The sequence below is a fragment of the Novosphingobium sp. NPDC080210 genome (genome assembly GCF_050281025.1).
Taxonomy (GTDB): domain Bacteria; phylum Pseudomonadota; class Alphaproteobacteria; order Sphingomonadales; family Sphingomonadaceae; genus Novosphingobium.
The window spans coordinates 146383-171976 of the sequence record NZ_JBNNWL010000002.1 but is presented as its reverse complement, the minus strand read 5'-3'; the positions used below and the strand labels follow the sequence as shown (position 1 = coordinate 171976).

The 25594-nt window shown below is 65.0% G+C and carries 24 protein-coding genes; 18 read left to right on the top strand and 6 right to left on the bottom strand.

What is annotated here, in order from left to right; all coding sequences use genetic code 11:
- From ACQKOE_RS06680 to ACQKOE_RS06665, 4 genes are all read left to right on the top strand, one after another.
- Complete coding sequence (locus tag ACQKOE_RS06680) at window positions 1-798, top strand: ferritin-like domain-containing protein (protein ID WP_427512085.1); 798 nt, start codon at window positions 1-3, stop codon at window positions 796-798.
- A 134-nt stretch (window positions 799-932) separates the two neighbouring features.
- Entirely contained in the window at window positions 933-1685 is a 753-nt protein-coding gene (locus ACQKOE_RS06675; protein ID WP_427512084.1) for a M23 family metallopeptidase, read from the top strand.
- 912 nt (window positions 1686-2597) lie between these two features.
- Window positions 2598-4154 carry an acyl-CoA synthetase gene (locus tag ACQKOE_RS06670; protein ID WP_427512083.1) on the top strand — a complete coding sequence of 519 codons (1557 nt, stop codon included), beginning with the start codon at window positions 2598-2600 and terminating at the stop codon, window positions 4152-4154.
- A 68-nt stretch (window positions 4155-4222) separates the two neighbouring features.
- Window positions 4223-5524: a cytochrome P450 gene (locus ACQKOE_RS06665; RefSeq protein ID WP_427512082.1), complete on the top strand. Its 1302-nt coding sequence runs from the start codon at window positions 4223-4225 to the stop codon at window positions 5522-5524.
- On the opposite strand, the gene ACQKOE_RS06660 is transcribed toward ACQKOE_RS06665, so the two are convergent.
- Window positions 5521-5703, bottom strand: coding sequence for a hypothetical protein (locus tag ACQKOE_RS06660; RefSeq protein ID WP_427512081.1), 183 nt, complete (start codon window positions 5701-5703; stop codon window positions 5521-5523). The genes ACQKOE_RS06665 and ACQKOE_RS06660 overlap by 4 nt on opposite strands.
- A gap of 15 nt (window positions 5704-5718) precedes the next feature.
- On the opposite strand from ACQKOE_RS06660, the gene ACQKOE_RS06655 reads away from it, so the two are divergent.
- The gene (locus tag ACQKOE_RS06655) at window positions 5719-6135 is read left to right on the top strand and encodes a GIY-YIG nuclease family protein (protein ID WP_427512080.1); all 417 of its coding nucleotides are present in this window, start codon (window positions 5719-5721) and stop codon (window positions 6133-6135) included.
- 150 nt (window positions 6136-6285) lie between these two features.
- Here the strand turns inward: ACQKOE_RS06655 and ACQKOE_RS06650 are convergent, their stop codons facing one another.
- Both ACQKOE_RS06650 and galU read right to left on the bottom strand, forming a co-directional pair.
- Window positions 6286-6831 (bottom strand): pseudouridine synthase, encoded by a 546-nt coding sequence (locus ACQKOE_RS06650; protein WP_427512079.1) that lies wholly within the window; start codon window positions 6829-6831, stop codon window positions 6286-6288.
- Window positions 6832-6843: 12 nt separating this feature from the next.
- Window positions 6844-7731 carry a UTP--glucose-1-phosphate uridylyltransferase GalU gene (galU, locus tag ACQKOE_RS06645; protein ID WP_427512078.1) on the bottom strand — a complete coding sequence of 296 codons (888 nt, stop codon included), beginning with the start codon at window positions 7729-7731 and terminating at the stop codon, window positions 6844-6846.
- A gap of 117 nt (window positions 7732-7848) precedes the next feature.
- On the opposite strand from galU, the gene murA reads away from it, so the two are divergent.
- A complete protein-coding gene (gene murA / locus ACQKOE_RS06640; protein ID WP_427512077.1) occupies window positions 7849-9132 on the top strand; it encodes a UDP-N-acetylglucosamine 1-carboxyvinyltransferase in 1284 nt (427 codons plus the stop codon).
- 78 nt (window positions 9133-9210) lie between these two features.
- Window positions 9211-9456 carry a hypothetical protein gene (locus ACQKOE_RS06635; protein WP_374589420.1) on the top strand — a complete coding sequence of 82 codons (246 nt, stop codon included), beginning with the start codon at window positions 9211-9213 and terminating at the stop codon, window positions 9454-9456.
- Here the strand turns inward: ACQKOE_RS06635 and ACQKOE_RS06630 are convergent.
- The 3 genes from ACQKOE_RS06630 to ACQKOE_RS06620 form a co-directional block, all read right to left on the bottom strand.
- On the bottom strand, window positions 9453-9698 hold the full coding sequence (locus tag ACQKOE_RS06630; RefSeq protein WP_374589421.1) for a ribbon-helix-helix domain-containing protein: 246 nt from the start codon (window positions 9696-9698) through the stop codon (window positions 9453-9455). The genes ACQKOE_RS06635 and ACQKOE_RS06630 overlap by 4 nt on opposite strands.
- A gap of 1280 nt (window positions 9699-10978) precedes the next feature.
- Entirely contained in the window at window positions 10979-11701 is a 723-nt protein-coding gene (gene phbB, locus ACQKOE_RS06625; RefSeq protein ID WP_374589422.1) for an acetoacetyl-CoA reductase, read from the bottom strand.
- Window positions 11702-11797: 96 nt separating this feature from the next.
- Complete coding sequence (locus tag ACQKOE_RS06620; RefSeq protein WP_427512076.1) at window positions 11798-12565, bottom strand: hypothetical protein; 768 nt, start codon at window positions 12563-12565, stop codon at window positions 11798-11800.
- A 227-nt stretch (window positions 12566-12792) separates the two neighbouring features.
- Between ACQKOE_RS06620 and ACQKOE_RS06615 the strand changes: the two genes are divergently transcribed.
- The 11 genes from ACQKOE_RS06615 (at window position 12793) to ACQKOE_RS06565 (ending at window position 25592) form a co-directional block, all read left to right on the top strand.
- A complete protein-coding gene (locus tag ACQKOE_RS06615; protein ID WP_374589424.1) occupies window positions 12793-13260 on the top strand; it encodes a DUF3576 domain-containing protein in 468 nt (155 codons plus the stop codon).
- Window positions 13261-13350: 90 nt separating this feature from the next.
- Complete coding sequence (gene leuS / locus ACQKOE_RS06610) at window positions 13351-15882, top strand: leucine--tRNA ligase (protein ID WP_374589425.1); 2532 nt, start codon at window positions 13351-13353, stop codon at window positions 15880-15882.
- The gene (gene lptE, locus ACQKOE_RS06605) at window positions 15882-16373 is read left to right on the top strand and encodes an LPS assembly lipoprotein LptE (RefSeq protein ID WP_427512075.1); all 492 of its coding nucleotides are present in this window, start codon (window positions 15882-15884) and stop codon (window positions 16371-16373) included. Before leuS ends, lptE begins: the two co-directional genes overlap by 1 nt.
- Window positions 16370-17401, top strand: a complete 1032-nt coding sequence (holA, locus tag ACQKOE_RS06600; protein ID WP_427512074.1) for a DNA polymerase III subunit delta — start codon at window positions 16370-16372, stop codon at window positions 17399-17401. Before lptE ends, holA begins: the two co-directional genes overlap by 4 nt.
- 92 nt (window positions 17402-17493) lie before the next feature.
- Window positions 17494-18900 (top strand): sugar transferase, encoded by a 1407-nt coding sequence (locus tag ACQKOE_RS06595; RefSeq protein WP_427512073.1) that lies wholly within the window; start codon window positions 17494-17496, stop codon window positions 18898-18900.
- Window positions 18901-18992: 92 nt separating this feature from the next.
- Entirely contained in the window at window positions 18993-19433 is a 441-nt protein-coding gene (locus ACQKOE_RS06590) for a hypothetical protein (RefSeq protein WP_427512072.1), read from the top strand.
- A 122-nt stretch (window positions 19434-19555) separates the two neighbouring features.
- Entirely contained in the window at window positions 19556-20101 is a 546-nt protein-coding gene (locus tag ACQKOE_RS06585) for a hypothetical protein (protein WP_427512071.1), read from the top strand.
- Between the two features lie 477 nt (window positions 20102-20578).
- The gene (locus ACQKOE_RS06580; RefSeq protein ID WP_427512070.1) at window positions 20579-21520 is read left to right on the top strand and encodes an O-antigen ligase family protein; all 942 of its coding nucleotides are present in this window, start codon (window positions 20579-20581) and stop codon (window positions 21518-21520) included.
- Window positions 21517-22215: a polysaccharide biosynthesis/export family protein gene (locus ACQKOE_RS06575; RefSeq protein WP_427512069.1), complete on the top strand. Its 699-nt coding sequence runs from the start codon at window positions 21517-21519 to the stop codon at window positions 22213-22215. The genes ACQKOE_RS06580 and ACQKOE_RS06575 overlap by 4 nt, the downstream gene beginning before the upstream one ends.
- 12 nt (window positions 22216-22227) lie before the next feature.
- Complete coding sequence (locus ACQKOE_RS06570; protein WP_427512068.1) at window positions 22228-24435, top strand: GumC family protein; 2208 nt, start codon at window positions 22228-22230, stop codon at window positions 24433-24435.
- Entirely contained in the window at window positions 24435-25592 is a 1158-nt protein-coding gene (locus ACQKOE_RS06565; protein WP_427512067.1) for a hypothetical protein, read from the top strand. Before ACQKOE_RS06570 ends, ACQKOE_RS06565 begins: the two co-directional genes overlap by 1 nt.
- The last annotated feature ends 2 nt before the right edge of the window (window positions 25593-25594 follow it).

Genomic DNA, 25594 nt, shown 5'->3' with positions numbered 1-25594 from the left:
GTGAGAACGGTTGCCGCGGCGATTCGCGCTGCCCTGCTGGAAAGCGATCCGCGCGAAAAGGTCATGCAGACCCGGGCGCTGGTACGGGCCTGGCGCAAGGGCGAACTGGAATTCGCCTTTGACCTGGCCATGCCGGAAGAGCCGGGCCGCCCCGCCGCGCCGCAGCTCTTGCCGCCCAGCCAGATGCCCAAGCGCGGGCGCGGCGGATCGGAGCGGGCGCGGATCGCGCTGTGGCATTCCCTCGCCCACATCGAATTCGTCGCGATTGACCTGGCGCTGGACATGGCGGGCCGGTTCGGCGCGCAGATGGGACGGCAGTTCGTCTCGGACTTTCTGACCGTCGCGGCGGACGAGGCGATGCATTTCGCGCTGATTGAGCGGCACCTGGCCGGGATGGGCGCGCATTACGGCGTGCTTCCGGCGCACAGCGGCCTGTGGGACGCAGCCCGCGCCACAGCCCACGACGTGGCCGCGCGGCTGGCCGTCGTGCCCATGGTGCTGGAAGCGCGCGGGCTGGACGTCACCCCGGCCACCCTGGAGCGGGTCCGGGCGGCAGGTGATTCGCGCGGCGCGAAAATCCTGAGTCGCATCCTTGACGATGAAATTACCCACGTTCGCACCGGTTCAACACATTTCATCGCCCTGGCGCAGCGACGAACCGAATGCCCGGAAAACCTATGGAAAAGCTTGGTTGCGCAGCACTTCGCAGGCACGCTGAAGCCTCCGTTCAACGACTCGGCGCGCCTTGAAGCCGGTTTACCGCGCTCTTTCTACGCCGGGGTTGTGCAGGCGGGTTAAGCGCGGCTAGGCCCCCTCTCGAGACGGCGGGGGGCTTACCGACCTCTCAACACATCAGTTGCCGGAATGGTTCCCGTTTCGGCCAACAGGGTTCGCAAACCCCGAATTTCGGGGCGCAGAATAAGGTAGTTTGAGTGGTCGTAGTTTCGTTCTTTGCCAAGGTTCGCAGCATCGCCGGCACTGTCGCCGCGATTGCCGCGATGACCTTTGCCAATCCGGCACTCGCCAACAGCGCCGCCAATGCCGATGTCACCGCACCGCTGCGGGCTCAGCAGGCCGCCAAGGCTCCCCAGGCCGGTGACGAGGAATTCCGCCGCCTGTTCAACGGCTGGAAGTCGAACGACAGCACCAGCCAGCTCGCGATTGCCCCCGTTCGCACCGTTGCTCCTGCCGCCGGCATCGCCATTCCCAGCTTCGGCCCGGCCAAGGTTTCGATCCCCTCGCGCATGCCGGTTGACGGCGCTTCGCTGAGCTCGAGCTTTGGCATGCGCAATCACCCGGTCCTCGGCGGTCGCCGCGCTCACAAGGGCGTGGACCTGGCCATGCCGATCGGCACCCCGATCTATGCCACGGCAGACGGCGTCATCAGCCGCGCCGACTGGTTCTCGGGCTATGGCCTCTATGTCGCCATCGAACATGGCGGCGAACTGCAGACCCGCTATGGCCACATGTCGCGCCTCAACGTCGCCGCCGGCCAGCAGGTCAAGAAGGGCGACATCATCGGTTACGTCGGTTCCACCGGCCGCTCGACCGGCCCGCACCTCCACTATGAAGTGCGCGTTGCCGGGGTTGCCGTGAACCCGATCCCCTACATGAACGGCACCGGCACGATGCTGGCTTCGAACACCCCGGTCATCATGGGCGGCGGGGACGACGAAGCGGAATAAGGATTACGTCCGGCACCGGGCGCAGAATCCCGGGCCGGTTGGCTTCCGGGAGGATGCTGGGAAAAAGGCGGCACTGCCGCCTTTTTCTTTGCCCGCAGTTCGCGCAGGCCAACCCACCCTTCGACAGGCTCAGGGTGAGCGTTTGGTCGACGCTGCCACCACTCACCCCGGTCAGGCTGAGCTTGTCGAAGCCGAAGAATAGTTCACGCAGAGACGCGGAGAAGAAAGCGAGGCGCGGAGGTTTTTGTCGCCGCAGGCACGTCATCGCTCCGATGCGTTTGACCGGACAAAGGAATGAGCGCCACCTTGCCGCAAACACAACCCCTTCGCGCCTCCTTCTTCTTTGCGCCTTTGCGTGAATCTTTCCGACTTGGCCGCAAACCAGCGTCGAAGGAAAAACCATCCCCAGCCGCCCTGGATTGCTTCGTTGCTGCGCTCCCCGCAATGACAAGGGGCACCCTCATCCGTTCGTGGTGAGGAGGCACCGAAATCGCAGATTGAGGGGCCGTCTCGAACCACCGCCCCGAACGCCGTCCTTCGAGACGGCGCCTCAGCCTGCGGCTTCACCGCCTCCTCAGGACGAACGGATCAAAGGATTTCGCGCAGAGGACGCAGAGGACGCGGAGTGGCAGCCTCCCTGCGTCCTCTGCGTTCTCTGCGCGAACCATTCGGACCTTACCAACACACGCCGCGCCGCACGGAATGCGTACCCCCCAGCCGCCCTGGATTGCTTCGTCGCCTCGCTCCTCGCAATGACGCGGGGCCATGGCTTCAAACCCCGCTCAGGCTGAGCTTGTCGAAGCCGGGTGCCCAAGAATGGCCAGGGCACCGCACTTCTTCCTTGCACCGTTTAATCGGGCGGTTAAACTCTCCGCCAAGTGGCAAACAGTCACGTCAGGAGAGTGATTCACAATGCATCCTTCGATCCACAAGCAGACCAATCCGGCCAAGCCGGCAATCATCATGGCCGGCAGTGGTGAAACCATCACTTATGGCGAATTGGATGCCCGCTCGAATCAAGTGGCCCAGCTGCTGCGCGCGCGTGGAATCAAGGTGGGCGACACGGTTGCCCTGTGCATGGAAAACCATCCGTGGTTCTTCTGCCTGGCCTGGGGGTTCCAGCGCGCCGGGGTGCATTACGTCGGCATTTCCAGCCGCCTGACCCCGCCCGAAATCGCCTATATCCTGGAAGACAGCGGCGCGAAGCTGCTGTTCGGCTCGGCCTACCTGGCGGGCACGCTGGACGAAGTGGCCCGGCTGGCGCCGCAGGTGGCCCAGCTGCGCATGGACACGCCCGGGGAAATGTCCGCCGAGGCCGCGATTGCCGCCATGCCGACCACTCCGGTTGCCGATGAGCGAGCCGGGGTGGACATGCTCTATTCCTCGGGCACCACCGGACGGCCAAAGGGGGTCAAGATCCCCCTGCCCGAAGACCCGGCAATCGACGCAACCAATGTCCTCGTCCAGCTGGCGATGATGGCCTATGGCATCAACGAGAACGCGGTCTACCTGTCGCCCGCCCCGCTCTATCACGCCGCGCCGCTGCGCTGGTCGATGACCGTGCACAAGATCGGCGGGACCGTGGTGGTGATGGAAAAGTTCGACCCCGAAGGCGCGCTGGCCACGATCGAGAAGTACAGGATCACCGACGGCCAGTTCGTGCCGACGCATTTCGTCCGGATGCTCAAGCTGCCGGAGGAGGTGCGCAAGAAGTATGACGTTTCCACCCTCAAATGCGCAATCCACGCCGCCGCCCCGATTCCGGTGCCGGTCAAGGAGGCGATGATCGAATGGTGGGGTCCGGTGCTGTATGAATATTACGCCGGGACCGAAGGCAATGGCTCTACCTTCATCACCAGCCAGGAATGGCTGAAGAAGAAGGGCTCGGTCGGCAAGGCCCTGTCCGGCATCCTGCACATCTGCGACGAGAACGGCGACGAAGTGCCGCGCGGCACCGAAGGACAGGTGTTCTTCGAACCGTCGGACCCGAACCTGCCCAGCTTCGAATACCACAACGACCCGGTAAAGACCGCCGAAAGCCGCAACAAGCACGGCTGGTCCAGCCTGGGCGACGTGGGCTACATGGACGAGGACGGCTATCTGTTCCTGACCGACCGCAAGAGCTTCATGATCATTTCGGGCGGGGTGAACATCTACCCGCAAGAGATCGAGAACCTGCTCGTCACCCACCCCAAGGTGGCCGATGCCGCCGTGATCGGCGCGCCCGATCCCGACATGGGCGAGCGCGTGGTGGCCGTGGTCCAGCCCATGGACATGGGCGAGGCAACGCCGGAACTGGCAGCGGAATTGACCGAGTACCTGTCCGGCCAGCTGTCGCGCGTGAAGATGCCGCGCCAGATCGACTTCCGCGAACAGCTGCCTCGCGAACTGACCGGCAAGCTCTACAAGCGGCTGCTGCGCGATGAGTACAAGGAAGCTTACGAAAAGGCCCAGCAAAGCGCTGCCTGACCGACCGAACGCAAGGCTTTGACAGGCCGCAAAGGCCGCAGGGCGCATAAAACAAGGGAGAGCCTGCCATGACCGGACCCGTTGCCTCGCCGCAGGATGCTGCTGCCGTCATCGATCCCAAGTCCTATGCCGACTGGAACACCGCGCTGGATGTATTCGACCGGCTGCGCGCCGAAACGCCGGTGGTGCGGATCGAAAGCCCGACCGGGGACCACGATCCGTTCTGGCTGCTCACCCGCTATGACGATGCGATGCGGGTGTCGAAGGACAATGCCCGCTTCCTCAATGCGCCGCGCGCGACCGTGTTCACCAACAAGGCGGGCGAGGCCCTGGCCCGCGAAGTGACCGCGCGGCAGGGTGAGGAAAGCCCGAACCTCGTCTCCTCGCTGGTCGTGCTCGACGCGCCCAAGCATCCCAAGCTGCGCCGCCTGACGCAGGACTGGTTCATGCCGAAGAACCTGCGCACGATCGAAGCGCAGATTCGCGAACTGGCAGCCAAGACCGCTGACCGGCTGGTGGCGGCGGGGCCAGAGGCGGACTTCGTCCCGCTCGTTGCCGCGCCCTATCCGTTGCATGTCGTCATGCAGATCCTGGGCGTGCCGGAAGAGGACGAGCCGAAGATGCTGTTCCTGACCCAGCAGATGTTCGGCGGGCAGGACGAAGACCTCAACAAGACCGGCATGGCCAGCCTCACGCCCGAACAGATCAGCCAGATCGTGTTTGGCGCCGTGGCCGAGTTCGAAACCTATTTCGAAGGGCTGGCGGCCCAGCGCCGCGCCAATCCGACCAGCGACGTGGCGACGATCCTCGCCACGGCGACGATTGACGGCGAGCCGATCAGCGCGCGCGACCGCGCCGGTTACTACATCATCGTTGCCGCCGCCGGGCATGACACGACCAGCGCCAGCACTGCCGGGGCCATGCTCGCCCTGGCACAGGACCCGGAACAATTCGCCCGCGTCAAGGCCGACCGCAGCCTGGTTTCGGGAATCGTCGAGGAAGCGATCCGCTGGACCAGCCCGGTCCAGCACTTCATGCGCACCGCGACCGAGGATACCCAGTTCGGCGATGTCACGGTGAAGGCGGGCGACTGGCTGATGATCAACTATGTCGCGGCCAACCACGATCCCGCGCAGTTCCCCGATCCGCGCCGCTTCGACGCGACCCGCGAGAACAACCGCCACATCGCCTTTGGCGCCGGCGCGCACCAGTGCCTGGGCCTGCACCTGGCGCGGCTGGAAATGCGCCTGCTGTTCGAAGCCCTGCTCGACCGGATCGACAGCGTCGAACTGGCCGGAGAGCCCAAGCGCGCGAAAAGCACCTTCGTCGGCGGGCTGAAGACCGTACCGATCCGCTTCAAGGCAGCTTAGGCGGCTTTCCGCTCCGGCATGGCATCCATGGCCCGCGCCGCAGCTTCGGCGCAGGGTTCAAACTGCACCACCGCGGTCGCGGGCGAGGTTCCGGCCGGGGCTTCGCCCCAACCAGCGGGGATTCCGGGGACCGTGGAGAGCCAGCCGATCCAGTCGAATTGCGTGGTTGCTTTGTCCATGATTCGAAAGGTGTCATGGCCATATTGCAGGCTTGTGACTGGTGGTCCGGGCTGGGCCCCGGCCTGCGCCGGGGTGATGGAGGAGCTTCTATCTTATTGTTAAAATTCTGGTATCCTCGAAAAGCAGCCTCGGGAGGCGAAATGGAGCGCGGCGGCTTTGTCTACATCATGGCCAGCCGGCGCAATGGCACCTTGTACACGGGCGTAACCAGCGACCTGCCTTACCGGATTGCCCAGCACAAGGCGGGAACCTTCGGTGGATTTTCTGATCGCTATGGTTGCAAGCTGCTGGTCTGGTTTGAACGGCACGAAGAGATCGAAGCCGCGATCACGCGCGAAAAGCGGATCAAGGAATGGAAGCGCTTGTGGAAGCTGCGCTTGATTGAAGAGATGAATCCAGGGTGGGTGGATTTGTACGATCAGCTGTTTTGAAGTTTGTGCTGGGCTGGGTCCCGGCCTTCGCCGGGATGACGAAAAAAACAACCGTCACCTTGGCAGGCCGGGGCGCAGCCGTGAGGCCTCTCGTCACCCCGGCGAAGGCCGGGGCCCAGTCCTAGCCAAAACCACCGCGAAGCGACTACTTTACCCCCCCTCGCGCCACTCCCCAGGCGCCAGCCCCTCTAGCGTCCAGTCACCCACCCCCCAGCGCACCAGGCGCAGGGTGGGGTGACCCACGGCGGCGGTCATGCGGCGGACCTGGCGGTTGCGGCCTTCGCTGATGGTCAGGCGCAGCCAGCAATCCGGCACCGACTTGCGGAACCGCACCGGCGGATCGCGGGGCCAGAGCGCGGGCGGATCGATCCGCTCCGCCTTGGCGGGACGGGTCATCCCGTCGTTCAGCGAGACGCCCCGGCGCAGCTGCTCCAGCGCCGCTTCGGTCACATCGCCTTCCACCTGCACCAGATAGGTCTTGGGCAATTTGAAGCGTGGATCGGCAATGCGCGCCTGCAAGCGGCCATCGCCGGTCAGCAGGAGCAGCCCTTCGCTGTCCCGGTCCAGCCGTCCGGCGGGGTAGACTCCGGGCAGGTCGATATAGTCCGACAGAGTCGCCCGCGCCGACCCCGCCGTGCCCTTGTCGGTGAACTGCGACAGCACGTTCATCGGCTTGTTGAACAGGATCAGGGTCATGCCGGGGACGGCTCAGCCCTCGGCCAGCAGCCGCTGGGCAATCGCGCGGACTTCGTCTGCCATGTCCTCGCGCTGCAAGGCGATGGCCAGGGTCGCTTCGACGAAGCCGGCCTTGCTCCCGCAGTCATAGCGCTTGCCGCCGAAAGTAACCGCGTGGAACGGCTGCTGCCCGATCATCTGCGCCATGGCGTCGGTCAGCTGGATTTCCCCGCCCGCGCCGACGCTCTGCTTTTCCAGCACGCGCATGACTTCGGGCTGGAGGATATAGCGGCCCGAGATGATCAGGTTGCTGGGCGCTTCCTCGCGCCGGGGCTTTTCGACCAGCCCGGTCACTTCGGTCAGGTCGCCGTCCCGCTTGCCAGGCGCGATCACGCCGTAGCTGGACACTTCCTCCTGCGGCACTTCCAGCACCGAAATCAGATTGCCGCCGACCTTTTCGTAAGCCTCGACCATCTGTTTCATGCAGCCGGGCGTGCCGATCATCAGTTCGTCCGGCAGGAAGATCGCGAAGGGTTCATCGCCGACGATGGCGCGCGCGCACCAGATCGCGTGGCCCAGGCCCAGCGGCACCTGCTGGCGCACGGCGACCAGGTTGCCCGGCTGGATCCGGGTCGGCTCCAGCACGTCGAGCGCCTTTTCCCGGTCCTTCATCGTGGTTTCCAGCTCGAACGCCATGTCGAAATGCTCGACAATCGCGGTCTTGCCCCGGCCCGTGACAAAGATCAGCTGCTCGATCCCCGCCTCGCGCGCTTCGTCAACCGCGTATTGGATGAGCGGACGGTCGATGATCGGGAGCATTTCCTTGGGAATGGCCTTGGTCGCGGGGAGGAATCGCGTGCCCAGGCCGGCCACCGGGAACACCGCCTTGCGGATCGGCTTGCGGGGAGAAATTTCAGACATTCCTGCTCTTGATCATGTTCTTGTTGCACCTGTGTTAAAGCGGTTTCCACTGCCGAGTGCAACGCTTGCCGCCCGCCCGGGTTGCCGCGCGGCGGAATCCCGCTAAATCGATTGCCCATGGACAAGATCATCATCCAGGGCGGCAAGGCTCTTTCCGGCACCATTCCGATCTCCGGCGCGAAGAACTCCGCGCTGACATTGCTGCCCTGCGCGCTGCTGACCGACGAGCCGCTGACGCTGCGCAACCTGCCGCGCCTGGCAGACATCGACGGGTTCCAGCACCTGCTGAACCAGTTCGGCATTTCGACCACGATTGCCGGCAGTCGGCCTGAGGATTTCGGCCGCGTCATGACGCTGGAAGCGCCGCGCATCACCAGCACGGTCGCGCCCTATGAACTGGTGCGCAAGATGCGCGCCTCGATCCTGGTGCTCGGCCCGATGCTGGCCCGCATGGGCGAGGCGACCGTCTCGCTGCCCGGCGGCTGCGCCATCGGCAACCGCCCGATCGACCTCCACCTGAAGGCGCTGGAAGCCTTCGGTGCGCAGATCGAACTGGCCGCCGGTTACGTCAAGGCGATTGCCCCGGACGGCGGCCTGCCCGGCGGGCGCTATACCTTCCCGGTCGTCTCGGTCGGTGCGACGGAGAACGCGCTGATGGCCGCCGTCCTCGCCAATGGCCGCTCGGTCCTGCACAATGCCGCACGCGAGCCGGAAATCGTCGACCTGTGCCGCCTGCTGGTCGCCATGGGCGCGCAGATCGAAGGGATCGGCACCAGCGACCTGACGATCCACGGCGTACCGCGCCTCCACGGCGCCACCTACCGCGTGATGAGCGACCGGATCGAGGCGGGCAGCTATGCCTGCGCCGCCGCGATCACCGGGGGCGAAGTCTTCCTGAAGGATGCGGTGATCGACGAAATGGACGCCACCGTCCAGGCGCTGCGCGATGCGGGCATCCATGTCGAGCCGAAGGACGGCGGGATCGTGGTCGCTTCCGACGGCAAGATGAAGGCCGTCACGCTTGCCACGGCCCCCTACCCCGGCTTTGCCACCGACATGCAGGCGCAGCTGATGGCGATGCTGTGTCTGGCGGAAGGCAGCTCGGTCCTGACCGAGACGATCTTTGAAAACCGCTACATGCACGTCCCCGAACTCAACCGCATGGGCGCGCATATTGAAACCAAGGGCCGTACCGCCGTAGTCCACGGCGTAGGCAAGCTGACCGGGGCCGAAGTCATGGCGACCGACCTGCGCGCCTCGATGAGCCTGGTCATCGCTGGCCTCGCCGCCGAAGGGGAAACCCAGGTCCACCGGCTCTATCACCTCGACCGTGGTTACGAGCGGCTTGAGGAAAAGCTGGCGCTGGTCGGCGCGCAGATCGAACGGATCGGCGGGGATTAAGCCCGGCGCGATTGCGCGGCCTGAACCGCAAGCCGCCCGGCGCGTTAAACCGGGCGGAGGGGGTCAGGAGAAACGAACATGGCCCTGTTTAAGATGGCGGCGCTTGGCGTCGCAGCCTACGCCGCCTGGAAGTTTTACGAAAACAACCAGTCGCGCGACGATTCCGTAGCCTTTGCCACGGGCGAAAGCACCGACGGCTTCGCCCCGGTCCGCAACGCCGGCCCCGACGCCATGCGGAGCGATCCGCCGGAGTGGGACAAGGTTGACGAGGAAGTGGACGAAAGCTTCCCCGCCAGCGACCCGCCGCCGATGGGCAAGCGCTAAGCCGCGATCCGTGCCGCCAGCCAGGCCACGAGCCACAGCCGGATGGCTCCCGCCAGGCCTGGCGGCACCGGCGCCTTGATCCGCTCCGCATCGATCCGCGCCACCAGCGCGCTGATCGGCAGCGCCTCCGCCTGCGCCGCCTGCTTGAGCAATTCCCAGAACAGCGGTTCGAGACTGATCGAGGTCTTGTGTCCGGCAATCTCGACCGAACGCTTGCGCGGGGGGTGATAGGGCGTGGTCATGGAGTGATGCTTAGCGCGAGTTGCGGGGCGCCGTCACCCGGCAGTTGCGCATTGCCGACCGGCTTCGACAGGCTCAGCCTGAGCGGGACTGGTCGGTGCGAACTTCAACTCCGCTCACCCTGAGCTTGTCGAAGGGTGTGTTGGCCAAACCCGGCTTCGACGGGCTCAGCCTGACCGGGGTGCGACACTCCATTCATTCGCGCCGACGGCACAATGGAAAGTTTCGCGCAGAGAACGCAAAGAGCGCAGAGGTACAACTCTCTGCGTCCCCTGCGCTCTCTGCGCGAAACCCTTCAGTCCGTTCGTCCTGAGGAGGCGGTGAAGCCGCAGGCTGAAGCGCCGTCTCGAAGGACGGCGTTTGGCGCTGTGGTTCGAGACGGCTCCTCAATCTGCGATTTCGGTGCCTCCACACCACGAACGGATCAGTGCGCCCCTCCTCATTGCGCGGAGCGCAGTGACGAAGCAATCCAGGGTGGCTGGACAGGCTTTCTCCTTCGCCGCTGCGTGTGGTGGCAATCCTGGAAGGATTCACGCAAAGGCGCAAAGAAGAAGGAAAGGCGCGAAGGAGTTGGGTTTGCGGTTATGCAGCCTTCCATTCCACGGCATCGGTCAAACGCAACCTGTGAACCACGCGTGCCTCCGAGGACAGAGAACCCTTTGCGCCCTTTGCGCCTTTGCGCGAACTATTCCCGGCTTCGACAGGCTCAGCCTGAACGGGGATGGGTGGTGGTAACTCCAATCCCGCTCACCCTGAGCTTGTCGAAGGGTGTCTTGGCCAACCCGGCTTCGACAGGCTCAGCCTGAGCGGGGTGCCACACTCCATACCTTCGCGCCGACCGCATACTGGCAAGTTTCGCGCAGAGAGCGCAGAGAGCGCAGAGAGCGCAGAGGTGCAATTTCTCTTTCTCTGCGTCCCCTGCGCTCTCTGCGCGAAATCTTCGCCTTAGAGGGCCCATGCGCGAAACCCGTCCCGTCACCCCGGCGCAGGCCGGGGCCCAGTCCGGACAAGATCCGCCGCAGAGCGGCTCGACCTTATGGGTTGGTCTGGGCCCCGGCCTACGCCGGGGTGACGAAGCGAAGTGGCACCAGCAATTTTCCTACCTCGCCCAATCCTGCGATAAGGGCGCGTCTTTGAAATCGTTGGTTGAAGCGCGCCGGAATTTTCCTTTCCCGGACACGAACAAGCACGCGCGGACTGCCGGAAATGGCTGAATTCCGGCACAAAACTGGCGTTGGAATAAGTGGACAGGGTGTCAACTGTGTCAACTTCTTCCAACAGGTCAGTACATGTGCTGGCCGCCGTTGATGCTCATGGTCGAACCGGTGACGAAGCCGGCATTGTCGCTGGTCAGGAAGGCAACGCCGCGCGCGATTTCCTCGGCGTGGCCCAGGCGGCCGACCGGGATCTTGGCGACGATCTTTTCCAGCACCGGCGCAGGCACGGCGGCGACCATGTCGGTGTCGATATAGCCAGGGGCAATCGCGTTGACGGTCACGCCGAACTTCGCACCCTCTTGCGCCAGGGCCTTGGTAAAGCCGTGGATGCCGGACTTGGCCGCGGCATAGTTGACTTGGCCATATTGCCCGGCCTGGCCGTTGATCGAGCCGATGTTGACGATCCGGCCCCAGCCGCGTTCCCGCATTCCGGGGAAGGTCGCCTTGGCCATGTTGAAGCAGCCGCCCAGGTTGATGCGCATGACCTCGTTCCAGTCGTCAAAGGTCATCTTGTGGAGCACGCCGTCGCGGGTGACCCCGGCATTGTTGATGACAATGTCGATCGGGCCATATTCGGCGGCAATGTCGTTGCAGTTGTGGATGCAGGCTTCGTGGTCGCCCACGTCCCAGCGGATCGCGGGGATGCCATTGCGCTGGGTGAAGGCGCGGGCCTTTTCCTCGTTCCCGGCATAGTTGGCGATGACAATGTGGCCCTGCTTTTGCAGGCGCTGGCAGATCGCCTCGCCAATGCCACGGGTTCCGCCAGTTACGATTGCCACGCGCGCCATATGCTTCCCTTCCCATGCGAATGATTCCGCTAGGGCATGCTTATGCTGCGGGCAGTTTCCCGGCAAGCGGGCTGCATAGCTATTTCGCGCGGGAAACTAGAAGCGGTACTGCGTCCCGACGTAGACGGCCTGGTTGTCCTGCTTGCCGTCGGTCAGCGGCAGCAGGCGGTCACGATCCGAAGTCACGCGCACCCCGGCGGTCACGTCCAGGTTGCGGGTGACGCGGTAGGCCCCGCCAACGCCGACGGTCTGATCGCTCTGTTCAAAGGTGCGCGGGCTGCGTCCGGTCTTTTCGCGTTCGTCAAATTCGACGCGCGGCGTGAAACGCGACGGCTTTCCAGCCGAAGGTTCGCGCGGCTGGAACGAGGCGAGGTCCGGCATCTCGACCGAGCGGAACTGCGGCGCCGGACTGGGCGCCGCGCTGTGGGCAAAGCTGCGATAGCCGCGCGCCGCGCCCAGGCTGTAGGCGCTCGGCGCAATGCCCAGCCCCCCGCTCTGCGCCTGGGCTGCCGCCCCGCGCGAACGCATGGCGAGCGAGCGGCCATCGACGCGGATCGCCACGGTCACCGCGCCGTCCGGGCGGCTGGGCGTTGCGGCGGGGGTAAAGCGGAAGGTCCGGTCCTTGGACAAGGCGCGGACCGTGATGGAGCGGGCCAGTCGCGGATCGACCACGGCTGGCTGGAACCCGCCGTCGACGATCGGAGAGCCGATCTGGAGCGAATCGAACCGGCTGGAAAAGGCCAGGACCGCAGATGGCAGGGCCAGCAACCCGACGGCGACGAGCAGCAGCCCGGCACCGGCAGCATTGCCGCCCTTGCGCCTGGTCTGTGCCGCTCTGGCCTTCATGGTCGGGTCTGCTCCCATAGCCTGATTGTCGCGCAAAACGCGCGCCAGTCCAAGAGGGGAAATGGCCCCGAAGCTCTGAATTCCAGCTTAACGGGCCGGTCCGCGCCGCCCGTTCAGCCGTGGTTCAAGCCGTCAGCCGGTTATAGCGCCGCACAGCGCACTTGCCGCGCCGCCCGCCTAAGCTATAGAGGCAGCGCACCAGCAAGCCGCGCTGGCGAAACGCAAACCAGAACCGGATGGACCGAATGACTGCCAGCACTTCCCCCAAAGCGAGCATCCTGGGCACCGCTGCCCGCGCCGGGTTCCTGGCCCTGGCCGCACTTTCGCTCGCCGCCTGCGGAGGGAAGGACCGTCCGAAGGGCGATCTCGCCGCCAGCAAGGTGACGACCATCGGCGTCAACTCCTACCTCTGGCGCGCCAGCCTCGAAGCCCTGTCGTTCATGCCCCTGCTCCAGACGGACAGCAACGGCGGCGTGATCGTGACCGACTGGTACGCCAACCCGAACAATCCGAACGAGCGGATGAAGGTTTCGGTGGCGATCCTGGATCAGGACCTGCGCGCCGATGCCCTGCGCGTCGCCGCCAGCCGTCAGGTCAACCAGGCCGGCAACTGGGTCGAAGCCCCGGTCGCGGCCGCCACGGTGCAAAAGCTGGAAGACGTGATCCTGACCCGCGCGCGCGACCTGCGCCGCCAGGCTTCCGCCGGAAACTGATCCCCCGGGGCGCGCCGCCCGCGCCTCAAACCCGCTCCGCTTCAGCGATCCCGGCTTGCGCCGGAATGCTGAGGCGCTAGAGCGGCAGGCATGACTACCGACCGTTTCGATCCAGCCAGCGCCGATCCGCGCTGGCAAGCCGCGTGGGACCAGGCCCAGACCTTCAAGGCTGACGATAGCTCGCCCAAGCCGCGCAGCTATGTCCTGGAGATGTTCCCCTATCCTTCGGGCCGCATCCACATCGGCCACGTCCGCAACTACACCATGGGTGACGTGCTGGCCCGGACCAAGCGGATGCAGGGCTTTGAAGTGCTCCACCCGATGGGCTGGGACGCCTTCGGGATGCCGGCGGAAAACGCGGCGATGGAAAAGGGCGTCCACCCCGGCGGCTGGACGCGCGACAACATCGCCAACATGAAGGCGCAGCTGAAACGCCTGGGCTTTGCGCTGGACTGGAGCCGCGAACTGGCCACTTGCGAGCCGGACTATTACGGGCAGGAACAGGCCCTGTTCCTCGACCTCTATGCCGCGGGCCTGGTCTATCGCAAGGAATCGGCGGTCAACTGGGACCCGGTCGACATGACCGTGCTGGCCAACGAACAGGTGATCGACGGGCGCGGCTGGCGCTCGGGCGCGCTGGTGGAAAAGCGCAAGCTGAACCAGTGGTTCCTCAAGATCACCCAGTTCGCCGACGATCTGCTGTCGGGCCTGGGCGAGCTCAAGAACTGGCCGGAAAAGGTCCGGTTGATGCAGGAAAACTGGATCGGCAAGAGCCAGGGCCTGAAGTGCACCTTCCGCTTCCCCGGCAGCACCGAGGGGATCGAGGTCTATACCACGCGGCCCGACACGATGTTCGGCGCAAGCTTCGTCGCCATTGCCGCCGACCATCCCTTTGCCCGCAAGATCGCGGAAACCGTGCCGGAACTCGCCGCCTTCATCGAAGAGTGCAAGCAGGGCGGGACCACGGCGGCGGAACTGGAAACGGCGGAGAAGAAGGGCTTCAACACCGGCTATTCGGTGGAGCATCCGCTAAAGAAGTCGTGGCACCTGCCGGTCTATGTCGCGAACTTCGTGCTGATGGACTATGGCACCGGCGCGGTCTTCGGCTGTCCGGCGCATGACCAGCGCGACCTGGACTTTGCGCGCAAGTACGACCTGCCGGTCACCCGCGTCGTCGCGGAAGGGGACGATACCGACCCGGTGTTCCGCGGCAACGTCGCCTATACCGGGCCGGGCCGGATCGTGAATTCGGAATGGCTTGACGGCATGACGGTCGAACAGGCCAAGGCCGACGTCATTGCCAAGGCCACGCACGACGGCTGGGGCCACGGCGAAACGCAGTACCGCCTGCGTGACTGGGGCGTCAGCCGCCAGCGTTACTGGGGCACGCCGATCCCGTTCATCCACTGCGCAAGCTGCGGCGTGGTGCCGGTGCCCAAGGATCAACTGCCGGTCACCCTGCCCGAGGACGTGGACTTCAAGAACCCCGGCAACCCGCTGCTGCGCCACCCGACCTGGCGCCATGTCGACTGCCCGAAGTGCGGCCAACCGGCCGAACGCGAGACCGATACGCTCGACACGTTCGTTGACTCGTCGTGGTACTTCCTGCGCTTTGCCAGCCAGCCGTCCGACCGCCCGTTCGATCCCGAAGTGATCAAGCAATGGCTGCCGGTCGAGCAATATATCGGCGGGATCGAGCACGCGATCCTGCACTTGCTCTATGCCCGGTTCTGGACCCGCGCGCTGAACCACATCGGTCTGATCGACGTGAAGGAACCCTTCGCCAGCCTGTTCACGCAAGGGATGGTGACGCACGAGACCTATTCGCGGATCGATCCGGCCAATGGCCAGCCGGTCTATTTCAGCCCGGCCGAAGTGGACCGCGGCGGCGAAGCGGCCACACTCAAGGCAGATGGCCAGCCGGTCGAGATCGGCCGCGTCATCAAGATGTCCAAGAGCAAGAAGAACGTCGTCGATCCGGATGACATCATTGCCCAGTACGGCGCCGATGCGGTGCGCTGGTTCATGCTCTCGGACAGCCCGCCGGAACGCGACCTGCCCTGGTCCGAGGCGGGGATCGAAGGCTGCGCCCGCTTCGTCCAGCGCCTGTGGCGCCTGTTCGGGCAATACGACGCCGCCGCCACTGGCGAGGACAAGGCGCTGGACCGCAAGCGCGACCAGACCGTCGCCGCCGTTAGCGACGACATTGCCGCCCTGTCCTTCAACAAGGCCGTGGCGCGGATCTATGAACTGGCCAGCGCGATCGACAAGGCCGCCCCCTCGGCCAGCCGCTCCGCCGCGATCCGCGTGCTCCTGCTGCTCGTCTCGCCAATGATGCCGCACCTCGCGGAAGAAGCCTGGACCGCCATTGGCGGCGAGGGTCTGGTCGCCGATGCGCCGTGGCCGCCGGTCGATCCCGCCCTACTGGTGGAAGACGAAGTGACCATCGCGATCCAGGTCCTCGGCAAGCTGCGCGACACGGTGACCGTCGCCAAGGGCACGCCGAAGGAAGAGCTTGAGGCGCTTGCACTGGCCAGCGAGAAGGTCCAGCGTGCGCTGGATGGCAAGGCTGTGAAGAAGGTGATCGTGGTGCCCGACCGTCTGGTGAACCTGGTGGCGTGATGCGGCTCGTCGCTCTTGCCTTTGCCCTGCTGCTGTCCGCCTGCGGACTGAAGCCGATGTATTCCGGCGGCGCGGCCGGAAACGTGGCGCAGGGGCTATCGGGGATCGAAGTCTCGCCGATCGAGGGCAAGTCCGGCTGGTTGATGCGCAATGCGCTGGTTGACCGGCTGGGCGCAGGCACAACGGGCGGCGGCGCGCAGTACCGGCTCGACGTGCGGCTGGACGACAAGCTGGAAGGGCTTGGCCTGCTGTCGGATGACACGGTCGCGCGCGAACGCCGCACCCTGCGCGCCCGCTACCAACTGGTGGACCTTTCCAGCGGAGAAATCGTGCTCGACGCCACGGCTGGGTCGGATGCGGGGATCGACGTCGTCAGTTCCGAATATGCCACGATTGCCGCCGAAAACACGGCGCTGGAAAACCTGACGCGGCAAGTGGCGGACCGGATCGTGACGCGGCTTGCGCTCAAGCTGCGCAGCGGCGGCCAGTGAAAGCCACGCAGAAGGATTTCAAGGCCCTCGCCCCGCGCGCGGCGCAGGAAGCGCGCGTGTTCTTCTTCTGCGGTCCCGACGAAGCGGGTGCCAACGATGCCGCCCACACCATCGCCGCCCTGCTGCCCGATCCGGGCGAGCGGATCGAACTGAGCGGCGCAGAACTGCGGCGCGATCCGGTGAAGCTAGGGGACGAGGCCCGCTCCACCTCGCTGTTCGGGGAAAGCCGCCACATCTGGGTGCGCGCCTCTGGCGATGAAGTCCACGATGCGGTCCAGACCCTGCTTGGCGGCGAAGTGGAAGGCTGTCCGGTCCTGATCGTGGCGACCAGTGCCACCGACAAATCCCGCACGGCCAAGCTGCTCGCCAATCGGCCCGATGGCCTGGTTGCCATGTTCTATCCGCCGGACCTGCGCAGCGTAACCGATAGCGTGCGGCAGATGGCGGGGCCCGCTGGGCTGCGCCTGGGCGGCGACCTGGCCGAGCGGATCGCGCGGGCGGCGGCGCTGGATACGCGGCTGGCGCAGTCGGAAGTGACCAAGCTCGCGCTCTACCTCGATGCCAGTCCGGAAAGTCCGAAGAATGCCGATGCCGAAGCCCTGGAAGCCATCGGCGCACGGACCGAAGACGATGGCTTCGCCTCGCTGGTCAGCGTGGTCCTGTCCGGGGAGACGGCCAAGCTTGGGCCAGAACTGCACCGCTTTCGCGAACTGGGCCTGAACCCGGTCGGCGTGCTGCTGGCCTTTGAACGGCGCGCGGCGCAACTGGCGCAGCTGGCCGGGAAACTAGGCCCGCGCGGCGATGTCCAGGCCCTGCTGAAAAGCGAAGTGGCCGCGCGGCGGGTGTTCTGGAAGGACGAGCGCGAACTGGGCGTGCAGCTCCGCAAATGGCGCGGCAAGCGGCTCGCCCGGCTGGTGGAAAAGCTGGTCGAACTGCACCGCGCCCTGCTTGCCAACAGCCAGAATGCGGAACTGCTGCTGGTCCAGGGCCTGACCGAAATAACCCGCGCCGCTGCGCCACGCGGTTGAAAATAAAGGTAATTACTTAATCTCCGCTTGCCCGGACGGGAAATCTTGGTCATCCTACAGACCGGGATCGCAAGAACGGCGTCGCAGTCGCAATGAACAGGCATGTCACAACCGGGTTCCTGCCCGGTAGCGCTTTGGCCGGCGCCGATCTGGCGCTGCCCGGAGTCGTGCCGCTCGAACGGCGCCGCCTGCAATGCTATCTCGCCCTGCTGCTGGCAGACATTGCCGCGATATTCGCCGGTTTCCTGCTGACCGGCCTGCTCTACCTGGGCGAAGCCGGGGCAAGCCAGTCGCGCGAGATTGCGGAAATGCTCCTGCCGGTCTTCCTGACCATTGCACTCTACAACGGGGCCTATTCCCTGCACACGCTGGAGAATGCCTGGGCAGGCGCGACGCGGGCAGTGGTCGCCTTGGCCATAGCGTTAGCAACTGTCCTGTTCCTGGCCTTTTACACCAAGTCGAGCGCCAGCCTCTCGCGCGTTCTGGTCGGTTCGGGGCTGATCGCGGCCATGCTGGCGATCCTGTGCCTGCGGCTGCAGATGCGCTCCTTTGTCGCGGCGCGTTGCGGCGGGAGGGTGATCAACGAGCTGGTCATCCGGGACGACGGCCCACCGGTAGAGCCACCGCATGCATACCAGGTCGACGCCGCAAACCTGGGGATCGCGCCGGCACTGAACGATCCGGTTTCGCTCAACCGGATTGGTCAGTTGCTCCGCCACGTCGACCGCGTCACGATCAGCTGCCCGCCGGAGCGACGCCTGGCCTGGGCTACGATCCTGCGCGGTGCCAACATCGAAGGCGAAGTGCTTGACGAGGCCGTCTCGCTGCTCGGGGCGCAAGGCGCGCGGATCGCCATGGGGCAGGGTTTCCTGCGTGTTTCCGTCGGCCCCCTGGGACTGCGCGCCCGCGCCATGAAGCGGGCATTCGATCTGGCCGGGGCAGGGCTGGGCCTGATCGCGCTGGCCCCTTTGCTGCTGCTTGTTGCCCTGGCCATCCGGCTTGAAGATGGCGGTCCTGTCCTGTTCGCGCAGCGCCGCGTCGGCCGGGGCAACCGGTTCTTCATGATGTTCAAGTTCCGTTCGATGGCCGTGGCACGGCAAGACCCGGACGGAGAAACCTCGACCCGGCACGGCGACAGCCGCGTGACGCGGGTTGGCCGCTGGATCCGCCGCACCAGCATTGATGAGCTGCCGCAGCTGCTGAATGTGCTGAAGGGGGAAATGTCGATTGTCGGTCCCCGTCCGCACGCACTGGGCTCGCAGGCCGGGGAAAAGCTGTTCTGGGAAGTGGACGATCAATACTGGACCCGTCACGCCCTCAAACCGGGCCTGACTGGCCTTGCCCAGGTGCGCGGACTGCGCGGCGCAACCGATCACGAAAGCGACCTGGCAAGGCGGCTGAGCTCCGACCTCGAATATCTCAGCGGGTGGTCGATCTGGCGTGACCTTGCAATCGTCTTCGCCACGCTGAAAGTGCTGATCCATCACAAAGCCTATTAGGCCACACCCCCACTTATCCTTTTGTTATCCTTATGGACTCTTGCCGAATCTGTGCTAACGGCGAAAAAAAAGGTCGTACGGAGTTCATATCGGTGTCCTCGCAACTCATCGCTGCCGCGGCATGCTTCGCCCTGCTCGGTGTCGGTGTTGCATCGGCCGAAGGCACGCGCTCCAAAACTGTCCTGCCTCCCGACGGAGCAGCAATCCGGCAAATTGCGAAAAACGGTTCAAGCGGCACGTGCCGTGTCCAGCTCGTCCGCAATGGCGCCGCAGGAACAGCCAACATCACGCGGCTGCAAAATGCTAACGGCAGCTGCCTCTGCACCGTGACGACCGGCTCGGCCAAGGACAATGGCGCCGCCGAAGCAATCGTGAAAAGCGTGCTTCGCAGCAAGAAATGCGACGGTGCGCCGCCACCGTCCGAAACGCCCACCGCATTCGCTCCCGCATCGAACTTGCTGCCGCTCGTGGCGGTGCCGGTTGGAGCTGCGGGCGCAGCTGCTGCTGGTGGCTCCAGCGACAGCCCGGGCTGAGTCCGCCTGCTCAGCCTGCCCTGCCGGCCTCCCGGTCTAGGTGAACCCGCCTAGGCGCAGGATCATCGCGCGTTGTTCAATTTCAGCCATGCACGGGCTGGAATCGAACATGAGATGCGCAGATGGACACCGCCGCCCTTTTCCTTGCGAGCGAATATGTTCGCTACCAGGAATCCGGCTCACCGCGCTGGGAAAACTACTTGCAGGTAGCGACAGCAGTAGCCGGAACGGGCAAGCCCGATTGCACTTCGCACGACCCAGACGGCCAGGTCCGCCAATGCATGCCACGCTTTTCGATAAAGGCGGGAAGCCAGGTCAATGCCTGGCAACTGGGTGGGGAGATCCAGTTTACCACGGCGGCGATCACGCGGCTTGGGCTGGACGAATTTGCCCTGCTAGCCGGGCATGAGATCGCGCATTTCTATCTGGGTCACCACGGACACAGCGCGGACCAGGAATTGGAGGCCGATGCCCTTGGCGCGGTTCTGGCCTGCCGTGCCGGTTTTCGCCCCGATCTGGCCAGCGGCCTCTACCGCTATGCGCGGAGGACCAGGACTCACCCCGAAACCAGCCTGCGCCGCAGGATCGTGATGGATATTTCGCCGCTCTCCAACTGCGCGCCGGCATCGCTCCAGGTGCCAGCTGTCCTGGCACTCAAGTCGGAATAGGATCCCCTTTTTCCATTAAGTTTCAGATGCTAGTGCGCGATCTGCGCGATGCAGGCGCGTGGGCGAAACGGGAATGCAATGGCAGTGACAATGACCACCCGGGGTGGAGTGGGTCCGGTTTGTGCCGCTGTCTTGCTTGGCCTTGCCCTGCTGATCGGAGGCGGGGGATCTCCAGCGCCCCTTTCCGAACTTATCCTGCAACTGGTGACAGCATTGGTCTTCGGATCATGGGTGGCAATGACCCCGGATGGCCTGGCCCGGGTTCCGCGACCGGTGTGGTGGATTTCAGGCCTGGTCATTGCCCTGCACCTCGTCCAGCTCGTGCCGCTGCCCCCCAGCCTATGGCAGCACTTGCGCGGGCGATCCGGGCAAGTGGTAGCGCTGGATCTGGTCCAGGCCGCGGACACCTGGCGCCCGCTTTCCCTCTCGCCGCATCGCACCGTGGCGAGCTTGCTCTGTGCCGTGGCCGCGCTGGCCATGCTGATCATCACCAGCACTCTCGATGTTTCGGCGCGGTGGGGGATGATTGCCGTCTCTGCCCTGGCCGGACTGATGACCGTGCTTGTCGGCGCAGTTCAAATGCAAGGAACTGCGGAAAATCCGCTGCGGTTCTTTCATCCCGATCAACATTGGCTCACCGGCTTTCAGGCCAACCGCAACAGCACCGCCGACCTGATCCTGACCGCCATGCTGGCCACGACAGCCTTGATCCGGTTCAGGGCCGTTCATTGGATCACCCTCCTGGCGGGCAACGCCACCCTGGCCGTGGGGCTGTTCCTCACAGGATCGCGCACGGGGCTGGCACTGGTGCTGCCCCTGGTCGCGTTTCAATTCCTGATCCTGAGGGCCAGCGAGCCCTTGAACTGGCGCAAGCCGGCTGGCCGCCTTGCCGCGACCTTCGCGGGTCTGGCCATGGCCCTCGTCTTGCTGCGCGAACAGCGCGTGGTGGCGACCGTGCTGGACCGCTTCACGCTGGAGCGGGAGTTTCGGCCCGAGCTGTGGCGAGACGCGGTCTATGCAGGCCTGCAATACTGGCCCGCCGGATCCGGACAGGGCACTTTCGTTCCCGTGATGATCGCCGCCGAGCGCCTGGAGGTGCTCGATCCCACCAGCCCGAACCGGGCGCATAACGACTTTCTGGAACTGGCAATCGAAGGGGGGCTACCCGCCTTGATCGTGTTGCTGGCAATCGGCGCAGTGCTGGTGCGATCAGCGCTGCACGGACTGCGCCAGGGAAGCGCCGCGCAGCAGGTGCAAGTGCTGTTCGGCAGCGGAGCCCTGTCCCTGCTCTGGCTGCACTCGCTGGTTGATTATCCCTTACGTTCCATGGCATTAGCCGCCTTGGCCGCAGTTGCCGCCGGGATGCTTTTCCCGGCGCAAGAGCCAGGCCTTGGTCGCTCGGGGAGTCGTAAACAGTGAACAGTGTTCCGCGCCTGCTGGTGCTGGTCGTGGCCTGCGCCGCGCTTTGTGCGTGCCAGTCCACCTTGCGCTCAGAAGGCCTTGCGCAGGGCGATGCCGCCTATGCTGTCGTGCCGCCCCAAGAAGCCGCGCCAGTACGGCAGATGACCCGCATCGGTCCCGGCGACCTGATCAGCGTGCAGGTTTTCCAGGAACCGGAATTGTCGAACGACAAGGTCCAGGTGGACGACGCAGGCCGTATCCAGCTGCCTTTGGCGGGCGATGTGCTGGCGGCCGGTCTGACCGCTCCTGAGCTGTCCCGCGTCATTGCCGAGCGGCTGAGTCGGGACTTCCTGCGCAATCCCCAGGTCGTGGTGGCGCTGGTGACGCCCCGCGAACAGACGGTTGCGGTGGAAGGGCAGGTGAAGATGCCCGGCGTGTACAAGATCACACCCGACGACACTCTGCTCTCGGCCATCGCCCGCGCGCAAAGCCCCACCAATGTCGCCCGGCTGGACGAGGTTATCGTCTTTCGCATGGTTGAAGGCCGGCGGATGGGCGCGCGGTTTGACCTAGCCGCGATTCGCTCCGGACGATCGCCCGATCCGCAGATCCTGGCCGGCGACGTGGTCGTCGTGGGCTATTCCTCACTGAAGGGGGGCTACCGCGACATTCTGCAGGCAGCCCCGCTGCTCAACGTGTTCACGCAGTTCTAGGGGCGCTCGACGATGCCATTCCATACATCCCGCCCGGAACCCGCAGCGGCAATCCCGGAGACTGGGCAGGACGACCATTTTGCCGAGCATGATCGCCCCATCGTGGATCTGCGCCACCTGCTGGCCGCAATTCGGGCAAACCTGATCCCCATCGGCACGATCCTGGCCGCCACTCTGGCACTCGCCCTGATAGCGACCTTGCTGGATACCAAGCGTTATGCCGCGACCAGTTCGGTCCAGATCAACGATCAATCGCAGCGCGTGCTTGGCAATGAAGTAGAGACGGACCAGGTGGCCAACAACGGCTGGGATACCGACCGTTTCCTGCAAACCCAGATCGACGTTCTGAAAAGCCGTACCCTGGCCGAACGGGTCATGCGGCGGCTGCGCCTGGAAGGAAACGCCACCTTTTACCAGCAGATGGAAGTGGACGCGCCCGGCGCGGAGATGTCTCCAGCTGCCAGGCGCGAACTGACGCTGGGCCTGCTGCGCGGAAACCTGCAGGTCAAGCTGCCGCGCAATTCGCGCATTGCCACGATCACTTTCGAAAGCACCAGCCCCGCCCTTTCGGCACAGGTGGCCAATGCCTTTGCCGAGGAATTCATCCAGGCCGCACTGCAACAGCGCTATGATAGTTCGTCCTATGCCCGCAATTTCGTGTCTGGCCAATTGCGCGATGCGAAGCTGAAGCTTGAGGATTCGGAGCGCAAGCTGAATGCCTATGCCCGCACCGCTGGCCTGATCCGGCCGCGCGACGGGACCGGAAACGGCTCTGCCGAGGAAAACGCTTCGGGCGGATCGAGCGTCACCTCAGCCAGTCTGATGCAGCTGAATGCCGCAACATCCGAAGCCCATGCCGAGCGCATTGCGGCCCAGGCTCGGCTCCAGGCCGTCAGCGCGAAGCCGCTGCTGGCCGACCGCGACGCCATGCAGAACCCGGCAGTACAATCGCTGTTCACCCAGCGCGCCCAGTTGTCTGCCAAGCTGGATGATGAACTCACCCGCCACCTCGAAGGGCATCCCGCAGTGCGCCAATTGCGGGCGCAGATCAAAGTGATCGACGGTCAGTTGAACCAGGCCGCGCTGAACCTGCGCAGCGCCGCCCGCGCCGATTATGAAGCCGCCCTGGCGGCGGAAAATCAACTGCGCGAACAAGTGAACGCGCTGAAGGCGGCTACCTTGGGCGAACAGGACCGCTCGGTTCAATACAATCTGCTGGCGCGCGAGGCGGATACCAACCGCGCGCTCTATGACGGGCTGTTGCAACGCTACAAGGAGCTGAACGCGGCGGCCGGAATCAGTGCGAGCAACATCACGATCATCGATCGAGCCGACCCGCCCACCGCGCCGTCGTCGCCCAATCTGCTCAAGAACCTGGCCCTGGCCCTGATCGGCGGACTGGGTCTGGCCGCAGTCGCAACGTACCTGCGCAGCCAGTTCGACGACGTCGTCCGGGTGCCTGAGGATATCGAAACCAAGCTGCAACTCCCGCTGCTCGGCGTCATCCCCCGCGCCTCGCAATCGCCGAAGGACGAACTGGCGGATCCCAAGTCTCCGATCAGCGAGGGATACAATTCCCTGCGCAGCGCGCTGCTCTATTCCACCAGCGACGGCCTGCCGAGAACGATCCTGGTCAGCAGTTCGCAGCCGTCGGAAGGAAAGACGACCACGAGTTGCGAACTGGCCCGCGGCTTTGCGCGAATGGGGCGCAAGGTGCTGCTGGTCGATGTCGACCTGCGCCGTCCCGCGCTTCACCGGCACTTGCAACTGGACAATGCCCGAGGCCTGTCTACCCTCCTGACCCGGCAGGACAGCCTGGAGCGCGTGGTGCAGCCGTCCGGGCAAGACAATCTGGCCGTCATTACCTCGGGTCCGGTTCCCCCCAGCCCGACCGAACTGATCGCATCGCCCCGAATGCAGGAACTGATCGGCGAACTTGTCCCGCAATTCGACGTGGTGATCTTTGACAGTCCGCCGATCCTGGGCCTGGCCGACGCACCCATGATCTCGGCCCTGGCCGATGGCGTGGTGTTTATCATCGAATCCGAACGGGCCCGCCGTGGCTCACTCAAGGCTTCGTTGCGGCGCCTGCGCGCCATGCGCCCCGTGCTGCTTGGCGCGGTCTTGACGATGTTTGATCCAGCGAAAGCCGGTCATCGCTATTCCGAATACGCGGGATACGACTATTACCGTTATGATCGGCGAGGAACTGCTGCCTGATGGGGCAGAAGGTCTGGCGCCGCCTGTATGTCTGGGCCGGCGTGCTGGGTTTTTCAGCTCTGGCACTGTCCAGCGGCATTGATCGCCTGGCGGCGCGCCACCCGTCCATGGCAAAGACCGCTTCCTTCACCCTCGGCCCAGGCGCCCTCCGCGCCCAAGCCGCAGAGGCGCTAGGGGAGGAAAACCATGCTCCTGCCATCGCTGCTGCCCGGCAGGCGGTGCTGTTCGATCCGGTCGACCCCCGCTCCGCCGCCTTGCTGGGGGCAGCCCTGCTATCTTCTGGCGAGCACGCATTGGCCGACCGTGCCTTTCGCGTCGCCGCGCGGTTCGGTTGGCGCGATCCACTTACGCAGCTCTATTTCATCGATCAGGCGCTCCTTATGGGTGATTGGCACCTGGCTGCCACGCGCCTCGATGCGCTGCTCCGGCAGGATCCGGCCTTTCCGCTCCGCGATATGCTGCTTGCCCGGTTCGAAGCGAGCGCAGAAGGCCGTGCTGCGCTGGGCAAACGCCTGGCGCTGCGACCATCGTGGCTGGCCACATTCGCGGCAAGTGACTTGCCCTCGCCAGTTCTGCTCAACCGGTCCGAGGTGCTGGTAACCATGCCTGGTCCAAGGCTGGGCTGCGAAACCATCACTCCCCTGGTCGGTAGTCTGGTGGCTGCGGCTGATGTTCATGCGGCGAAAGAACTCTGGGCCGTGCATTGCCCGCGTTCTTCTGCGGGGATTGCAGACGCCGGTTTTGCCCAGATCGCCACAATCCTCCGGACCGCTCCATTCGACTGGAACCCCATCGGGGCGGGTGACGTCGCGCTTCAAACGAACAGGCCGCCTGGAAGCGGAATGACCGCGCGGGTTTCCGCTTCCTCGAGCCGCGCTGTCTTATGGCAAATGCTGACACTTGCGCCGGGCCGTTACCGCTTGAGCTGGACTGCGAAGTCCCCCTCTGGCGCTGCAGCCAATGCCGTTTTCTTCACGCTGGCCTGCAAGCTTGGTGAAGGAACGCCGCTGCGCGCTGAACAGCAACCCGAAGGGGAGAGGTTCGAAGCCAGCCTGCACGTCGATGGCGCCTGTCCGGGCCAGTACCTTACCTTGTGGCTCGCCCCCACCGATCGGGATCTTTCGATCGAGCCCTTGGTGCTGGAACCTTGGTCCTGAAG

Excerpts from the sequence above, each read along its gene's own strand:
- ACQKOE_RS06670 (WP_427512083.1), top strand. The coding sequence starts at position 2,598 with ATGCATCCTTCGATCCACAAGCAGACCAATCCGGCCAAGCCGGCAATC.
- ACQKOE_RS06665 (WP_427512082.1), top strand. The coding sequence starts at position 4,223 with ATGACCGGACCCGTTGCCTCGCCGCAGGATGCTGCTGCCGTCATCGAT.
- ACQKOE_RS06660 (WP_427512081.1), bottom strand. The coding sequence starts at position 5,703 with ATGGACAAAGCAACCACGCAATTCGACTGGATCGGCTGGCTCTCCACG.
- ACQKOE_RS06655 (WP_427512080.1), top strand. The coding sequence starts at position 5,719 with ATGGCCATATTGCAGGCTTGTGACTGGTGGTCCGGGCTGGGCCCCGGC.
- ACQKOE_RS06650 (WP_427512079.1), bottom strand. The coding sequence starts at position 6,831 with ATGACCCTGATCCTGTTCAACAAGCCGATGAACGTGCTGTCGCAGTTC.
- galU (WP_427512078.1), bottom strand. The coding sequence starts at position 7,731 with ATGTCTGAAATTTCTCCCCGCAAGCCGATCCGCAAGGCGGTGTTCCCG.
- murA (WP_427512077.1), top strand. The coding sequence starts at position 7,849 with ATGGACAAGATCATCATCCAGGGCGGCAAGGCTCTTTCCGGCACCATT.
- ACQKOE_RS06635 (WP_374589420.1), top strand. The coding sequence starts at position 9,211 with ATGGCCCTGTTTAAGATGGCGGCGCTTGGCGTCGCAGCCTACGCCGCC.
- ACQKOE_RS06630 (WP_374589421.1), bottom strand. The coding sequence starts at position 9,698 with ATGACCACGCCCTATCACCCCCCGCGCAAGCGTTCGGTCGAGATTGCC.
- phbB (WP_374589422.1), bottom strand. The coding sequence starts at position 11,701 with ATGGCGCGCGTGGCAATCGTAACTGGCGGAACCCGTGGCATTGGCGAG.
- ACQKOE_RS06620 (WP_427512076.1), bottom strand. The coding sequence starts at position 12,565 with ATGGGAGCAGACCCGACCATGAAGGCCAGAGCGGCACAGACCAGGCGC.
- ACQKOE_RS06615 (WP_374589424.1), top strand. The coding sequence starts at position 12,793 with ATGACTGCCAGCACTTCCCCCAAAGCGAGCATCCTGGGCACCGCTGCC.
- leuS (WP_374589425.1), top strand. The coding sequence starts at position 13,351 with ATGACTACCGACCGTTTCGATCCAGCCAGCGCCGATCCGCGCTGGCAA.
- lptE (WP_427512075.1), top strand. The coding sequence starts at position 15,882 with ATGCGGCTCGTCGCTCTTGCCTTTGCCCTGCTGCTGTCCGCCTGCGGA.
- ACQKOE_RS06595 (WP_427512073.1), top strand. The coding sequence starts at position 17,494 with ATGAACAGGCATGTCACAACCGGGTTCCTGCCCGGTAGCGCTTTGGCC.
- ACQKOE_RS06585 (WP_427512071.1), top strand. The coding sequence starts at position 19,556 with ATGGACACCGCCGCCCTTTTCCTTGCGAGCGAATATGTTCGCTACCAG.
- ACQKOE_RS06580 (WP_427512070.1), top strand. The coding sequence starts at position 20,579 with ATGCTGATCATCACCAGCACTCTCGATGTTTCGGCGCGGTGGGGGATG.
- ACQKOE_RS06570 (WP_427512068.1), top strand. The coding sequence starts at position 22,228 with ATGCCATTCCATACATCCCGCCCGGAACCCGCAGCGGCAATCCCGGAG.
- ACQKOE_RS06565 (WP_427512067.1), top strand. The coding sequence starts at position 24,435 with ATGGGGCAGAAGGTCTGGCGCCGCCTGTATGTCTGGGCCGGCGTGCTG.